Here is a 6,278-nt window from a genome sequence, read left to right as displayed (position 1 = left end):
CAGTGTCCGCCATGTCAGTCATGATCGTCATCGGGTGTTCTCCCTGATCAGGGTCACACCGTTACTCGTACAGTCCCCGCAGACCGCCACTAGTAGACTGTCGCCGCTAATGTGTGGGGTATAGGTGGCGGAGTTTGGTGCGGGCGTCGTCGGTGGTGAAGTGCCAGGTAACTTGGCGCTGGTCGGCGTTGACGGCTGTCTGCCAGGCGTCGAGTTCGGTGTTCAGGACGTCGAGGGTGTCGATGCGGCGGTCGAGGCATTAGGCGGGTCAGGGCGGCGAGTTCGATCTCGGCGATGTTGAGCCAGGAGCCGTGTTTGGGGGTGTGGTGGATCTCGAGTCGTTGCGCGAGCGTGAACGCGACAGCGGGGTCGAACGCTTCGTAGAGCGATTCGATGTTGTGGGTGTTCAGGTTGTCCATGACGAGCACGACCCGTTCGGCGTCGGGGTAGTCGAGGGTGAGCAGGCGCCGGACGTGGTGGGCCCAGTCGATCCTGGTGCGCCGTGGGGTGGCGTGGACGCGGCGCCAGCCGGCGAGTGGCTCGACCCAGCAGAAGATCGAACAGGTTCCGTGGCGCACGTACTCGGAGTCCTCGCGCCGGTCATGCCCTGGCGTGGCGGGGATCGGGTCGCGGGCGTGGGCCAACAGCTGGTAGGGCTTCTCGTCCATGCACACCACGGGCACGCCTGCGTCGTGGGGTCGGGCGTAGACCGCCAGGACGTCTTCCATCCGTGCGGCGAACTGCGCGTTCGCCTTCGGCGGGATCGTCCAGCACTTCTTCAGATGAGGACGCAACCTCGTTTTTTTAGGACCCGGCCGATGGTGGAATGGTCCAGGTCCGGGATGTCATCGACCAGCGCGACATGCTTCTCCAACAGCCGCAGCGACCAGCGGGCATAACCCGCCGGTGGCTGCGAGCAGGCCAGCGCGATCAGCCTGGCCTCGACCTCACCGGTCACCGGGGACGGCACCGGGGGACGCTCCCGTTCCTTCCGGCCGATCGTGGCCCACACATCCCCCTCGGTCTCGGTGAACCGCTTCGCGACCAGCCGCAGCGTCTCACCCGAGACCCCGACCCGGACCACGAGCTCTTCCTGGGAGGCCACCGGGCCGACCGAGGTGTCCAACGCGAGCAGGACCCGCGCCCGCCGGATCATCGACGCCGGATGAACCCCCGTCGAGGTCACCCGAACCAGCGCGTCACGATCAGCCGCGGTCAAGGTGACCGGCCACTTCTTCTGCGAACCCACGACACAGTCCTGACCGGCAGAAGGACGGGAAGACCTGCCGGCCCAACCCTCTCATCCAGACACGAAACACACCAGAACTAAGCGACGACAGCCTACTACTGTAGTGACGTCGGCGCCAGGCCGAGTGCGCGCTTCGGCCAGCCAGAGATCCCGGCGCCCACGAGCGCTGCCCGGGAGCTGCCCACCCGGCGGGCCGACTCGGCTCCCGGGAGAAGCCGCGCCAGGCCCTGGACATTCTCGACCAGGTGGTCGACGCCTGGCAGCTCAGGAAGCTGCCCCTGCTCGCCCTGGTCCCAGCCCGCGCTCCCGACAGCAGCGCGATCAGCCCGCCTGCCCGAATCCTGGACGTGTCAGGCGTGGGGCTGTTGCCCGGGCGGTGCGGTACTTGCCCGTGGGATCAGGACGGGTGGGAGCACCACCTGGCGTGGTGTCCTCGCCTGGTCAGCACGGTCGGAGTGATCGAACTGGTCGAGCAGCAGGGCGATGCCTTGCTGGCCGAGTGCCGCGAAGTCCTGTCGGACGGTGGTCAGCGGGGGGATGAGATAGCCGGACTCCGGGGCATCGTCGAAGCCGATGACGCTGACCTCGTCGGGTACCCGTCGTCCGGCCTCATGCAGGGCGCGCAGGACTCCGAGCGCGAGGGAGTCGTTGGCGCAGAAGACGGCGGTGACCGACGGGTCCGCGGCAAGCAGTCGACCCTCCTCGTAGCCGATACCGGCCCCCCAGGCCCGACGGGCGGTGTCGTGTGGCCGCACCGGTGGAACCATGGCACCGGCGTCCTCCAGCGTGGCGCGCCAGCCTTCCTCGCGTTGGCGCGCCTCCGGCCAGTCCGCTGGCCCGGCGACATGGTGCACGGTCGGGTGGCCGAGGTCGAGCAGGTACCGGGTGGCCAGGCCCGCGCCGGTCACGTTGTCCACCCGCACGCTCGAAACCGTGTCCTCGCCTCCCGATCCGCCCACCGCGACGCGGGGAAACGCGTCTGGCAGCTGCGCGAGGGCGGCGGTGATCGCGGGTTTGTGCGCGAGGGCGATGACCGCCTCGACCGACTGGGTGCGCAGCCGTTCGAGGGCGTCGAGGATCGAGCGGCGGTCGAGGTCGCGGATCGTGGTGACGCTGACGAAGTAGCCGGCGCGGCGGGCGGCGTCCTCGAGCGCGTAGAGCACGGAGGCCGGTCCGAACAGGGTGGTCTCGAAACCGACGATGCCGAGCGTGCCGGTCCGGCGGGTGACGAGCGCGCGGGCGGCGAGGTTGCGGCGGTAGCCCAGTGCCTCCACCGCCTCGAGTACGCGCTGGCGGGTCGCCTCGCGCACGTTCGGGTGGCCGTTGAGCACTCTGGAGACCGTCTGATGGGAGACGCCCGCGAGTCTCGCGACGTCACGCATGACCGACCCGGTGCGTGGGCTGCCGGGCACCGGGTCGGACCCGAGCGCCTGGCTGGTCATCCGCGTGCCGGTGGCGGAGGGGTCTGGGGCCACATCGCACTCTCCTGCGGGCAGTGGACAGCCGTCAGGCTACCGGTGCGGGCCGTGGCCACAGCTGGTGGCCGGGATCCGCGCAGCCCCGTGGACACCAGCACACGGGAATGTTAACGTTCACATCGAACGAAAGTGGATCAGTAGAGATGATCCACAAGCGAGCTTCTTCTAGCCATGATCCGCGCGTACATAGCCGCGGATCGCCGTCATGTGTGCGGTCACACCGTGCACGGCGTGCCCGGTTGTGTCGAGAAGGGCATCGGAGTGGAACGAACGCGCGATTTCCTACGGGCCGCGGGTCTTCCTGGTGCGGACCTCCACGAGGTGCCGAGCAGTGCCGGGCGGTTCCCCGACGGAGGGGCCTTTCGGGTCGAGATTCCAAGCGTGGAGGGTCCGGCGGCGCTGGAGGCGGTGTTGGACGAGGCCGGCCGGCGTGGGGTGACCGTGCATCGCGTCTCGCAGGGCAGCGGTGGCCTGCTGTTGACAGCCAGCGAGCTGCGGGACACCGCGCAGGCGGCCGCCGAGGCGCGGGTCGAGGTGAGTCTGTTCGCCCGACCGCTGGCTGGCTGGGACACCGGTGCGGCCGCGCTCGCCACCGGTGCCGCGGGCCTGGGTACCCAGGCCCGCGGCACCGAACAGCTGGTTCACGTGCTGGAGGACATCCGCCGCACCTGCGAGGCAGGTATCCGCGGCGTCCTGGTCACCGATCTCGGGGTGCTGTCCCTGGCGGCCGAGATGCGCGCCGTCGGCGAGCTGCCCGCCGGGCTGCGGTTCAAGACCAGCGTCCAGATGGGCCTGGCGAACCCCGCGTCGATCCGGATCGCCGCCCGTCTGGGCGCCGACTCCTACAACGTGCCGACCGACCTGTCGCTGGCCCAGCTCGCCGCGGTCCGGGCGGCCGTCGACATCCCGATCGACCTTTACGTGGAAGCACCCGACGATCTGGGCGGCTTCGTGCGGCACTTCGAGATCGCGGAGATCGTCCGCGTCGCCGCGCCCGTGTACCTGAAGTTCGGGCTGCGCAACGCCCCGAACATCTACCCGGCCGGTACCCATCTGAGCACGACGGCGGTGGCGCTGGGCCGGGAACGGGTCCGCCGCGCCGAGATCGGCCTCGAACTCCTGGCCCGCTACGGGCCGGCGGCCACCGGCTCGACCCTGCCCGCGGCCGACCTGGCGGTTCCGGTACCGACGGCACAACCACGAACCGGGACCGAGCCGAAGGACGCACCGCGGCTGGTGACCCGGTGAAAATCTCCAGGCTTGAGACGTTCGTGCTGGGCACACCGTGGCGGGATCTGACCTACGTGCGGCTGCACACCGACGACGGCCTGGTCGGGGTCGGGGAGACCCGGATGCTCGGGCACACCCGCGCCCTGCTCGGCTACCTCGACGAGGCCGCCGGCAACCACGTGCTCGGTTCCGACCCATTCGACATCGAGTCGTTGGTCGCGCGGATGAAACGCGGTGACTACGGCCGGGCCGGTGAGATCGTCATGTCCGGGATCGCGTGTGTGGAGATGGCCTGCTGGGACATCGTGGGCAAGGCGCTGGGCCAGCCGGTGTGGCGTCTGCTCGGCGGGAAGGTCCGCGACCGGATCAAGGCCTACGCCAACGGCTGGTACACCGTGGAACGCACGCCGCAGGAGTTCCATGCCGCCGCCCGCCGGGTGGTCGAGCAGGGCTACCGGGCGTTGAAGTTCGACCCGTTCGGCCCCGGCTGGGCCGAACTCGAACCCGCCGAGCGCCGCCGCTCGATCGGTCTGGTCGAGGCGGTCCGTGATGCGGTCGGCCCGGACGTGGAGATCCTCGTGGAGATGCACGGCCGGTTCTCCCCGCACGAGGCGATCCGGATCGCCACCGCGCTGGTGCCCTTCGAGCCGTCCTGGGTCGAGGAACCCGTCCCGCCGGAGAACCTGCGCGCGCTGGCGAAGGCCGCCGCCGGCATTGCGCTGCCGGTCGCAACCGGGGAACGCATCCACGACCGGATCGAGTACCGCGAGCTGTTCGACCTCGGCGCCGCGGACATCATCCAGCCCGACATCGGCCATCTTGGCGGCATCGCCGAAACCCGCAAGCTAGCCGCCACCGCGGAGACCCACTACATGCTCGTCGCCCCGCACAACGTCGGCGGGCCGGTCCTGACCGCCGCCAACCTGCACCTGGCCGCGACCACCCCCAACTTCAAGATCCAGGAACACTTCAACGACTTCGCCGACGAGGAGGTCAAACAGGCCGCACCCGGCCTGCCCGAGGTCGTCGACGGCTATTTCGCGCTGCCCACGGCTCCGGGCCTGGGCGTGGATCTCGATGTCGACTTCATCCGCGACCGGCCCTCCCAGGGCGCCCACTTCAACCTGTACGCCGACGGCTGGGAACTGCGCGGTACCCGACCGGTGGCGAAGGCCGGCCGCAGGCCGTCGACGTGAGGCCGCAATCCGCGGTTCGGCTCGATGCCGGGACGGGTCTCATCGGGCGGGCTGGTGGCGGGCGTGGCTGATCGGGCCGTGTGGATCGACGCGCCCGGCCAGCTCACCGTTCGTCCGGTGGTGCCCGCGCCCCCGGCGGCCGGGGAGGTACTGGTCAGGGTGGCGTGGGCGGGCATCTGCGGGTCGGACCGGGAGATCCTGCACGGCACCCGTCCCGCCGGCTACGTCCGGTATCCGGTGCTGCCCGGCCACGAATGGTCCGGCACCGTCGAAGCCGTGGGGCCCGGGGTCGACCCGTCCCTGATCGGACGGCCGGTCGTCGCCGAGGGGCTGCGGTCGTGTCGGATCTGTGGCGCGTGCCGGCGCGGGGATACCCACCTGTGCGACGGCCCGTATGACGAGACCGGTTTCACCCGTCCCGGGGCGTGGTGCGACCACCTGGTCGTGCCGGCCGCGCTGCTGCACCCGCTGCCCGCCGGCATCGATCTGCGCGCCGCCGCCGGGCTGGAGCCGGCGGCGTGTGCCGCCGCCGCATGCCTGCTCGCCGCCGCCGTGCCGGGCATGCGGATCGCCATGGTCGGCGCGGGAACGCTGGGCCTGCTCGCCACGCAGCTGCTGGCCGCGGGGGGACCAGCCGAACTCGTCGCCGTCGACCCGCGCACGCGCCGGGCCGATCTCGCGGTCGCCTGCGGCGCGACCACGCTGATCAGCCCCGACGAGGCGGCCACGGGCACCCGGTGGCAGCGACGTTTCGACGTCGTGGTGGAGGCGGCCGGTGCGCCCGGCAGCGCCCACCTGGCGACGACGCTCGCGCACCGCGGCGCTCGTGTGGTCTTGACCGGCCTGGCCGCGGCCGAGGACCGGCCGTTGGCGCCGGTCGATCTCGTTGTCGGGGGGATCACCCTGCACACGGTGTTCGGCGCGCCGTCGCGGGCCTGGACGCATGCGGTTCGCGCGTTCGCCGCGGGTGTGCTGCGCCCCGGGCTGGTGATCACCCACGAGGTCGCCCTCGACGACGCCGGGCAGGCGTTCGCGCTCCTGGACACGCCAGCCTCCGACGCCACCAAGATCCTGCTCCACCCGTGAGACCGGACCGCGGGCCCGGACAGACCCAGACCTGGAGTA

6 protein-coding genes are annotated in these 6,278 nt (G+C 70.8%); 3 read left to right on the top strand and 3 right to left on the bottom strand.

Annotated features, from left to right (window positions below; genetic code table 11):
- Positions 1–89 precede the first annotated feature (89 nt).
- The 3 genes from ND747_RS18385 to ND747_RS18375 all read right to left on the bottom strand — a co-directional run bounded on the left by ND747_RS18385 (position 90) and on the right by ND747_RS18375 (position 2,631).
- The gene (locus ND747_RS18385; protein WP_251734888.1) at positions 90–794 is read right to left on the bottom strand and encodes an IS630 family transposase; all 705 of its coding nucleotides are present in this window, start codon (positions 792–794) and stop codon (positions 90–92) included.
- Positions 779–1,249 carry a helix-turn-helix domain-containing protein gene (locus ND747_RS18380; protein ID WP_251734887.1) on the bottom strand — a complete coding sequence of 157 codons (471 nt, stop codon included), beginning with the start codon at positions 1,247–1,249 and terminating at the stop codon, positions 779–781. Before ND747_RS18380 ends, ND747_RS18385 begins: the two co-directional genes overlap by 16 nt.
- A gap of 350 nt (positions 1,250–1,599) precedes the next feature.
- Positions 1,600–2,631, bottom strand: coding sequence for a LacI family DNA-binding transcriptional regulator (locus ND747_RS18375; RefSeq protein ID WP_285900749.1), 1,032 nt, complete (start codon positions 2,629–2,631; stop codon positions 1,600–1,602).
- 357 nt (positions 2,632–2,988) lie between these two features.
- On the opposite strand from ND747_RS18375, the gene ND747_RS18370 reads away from it, so the two are divergent.
- The 3 genes from ND747_RS18370 to ND747_RS18360 all read left to right on the top strand — a co-directional run bounded on the left by ND747_RS18370 (position 2,989) and on the right by ND747_RS18360 (position 6,239).
- Positions 2,989–3,975, top strand: a complete 987-nt coding sequence (locus ND747_RS18370; RefSeq protein WP_374216264.1) for a U32 family peptidase — start codon at positions 2,989–2,991, stop codon at positions 3,973–3,975.
- Entirely contained in the window at positions 3,972–5,153 is a 1,182-nt protein-coding gene (locus ND747_RS18365) for a mandelate racemase/muconate lactonizing enzyme family protein (protein ID WP_251734882.1), read from the top strand. Before ND747_RS18370 ends, ND747_RS18365 begins: the two co-directional genes overlap by 4 nt.
- 63 nt (positions 5,154–5,216) lie before the next feature.
- Positions 5,217–6,239, top strand: coding sequence for an alcohol dehydrogenase catalytic domain-containing protein (locus tag ND747_RS18360; protein WP_251734881.1), 1,023 nt, complete (start codon positions 5,217–5,219; stop codon positions 6,237–6,239).
- Positions 6,240–6,278: the final 39 nt, after the last annotated feature.

This window comes from Frankia sp. R82, assembly GCF_023716925.1.
GTDB lineage: Bacteria > Actinomycetota > Actinomycetes > Frankiales > Frankiaceae > Frankia.
Note: the sequence above shows the minus strand (reverse complement) of the source record. Positions and strands in the feature narration are given on the sequence as shown.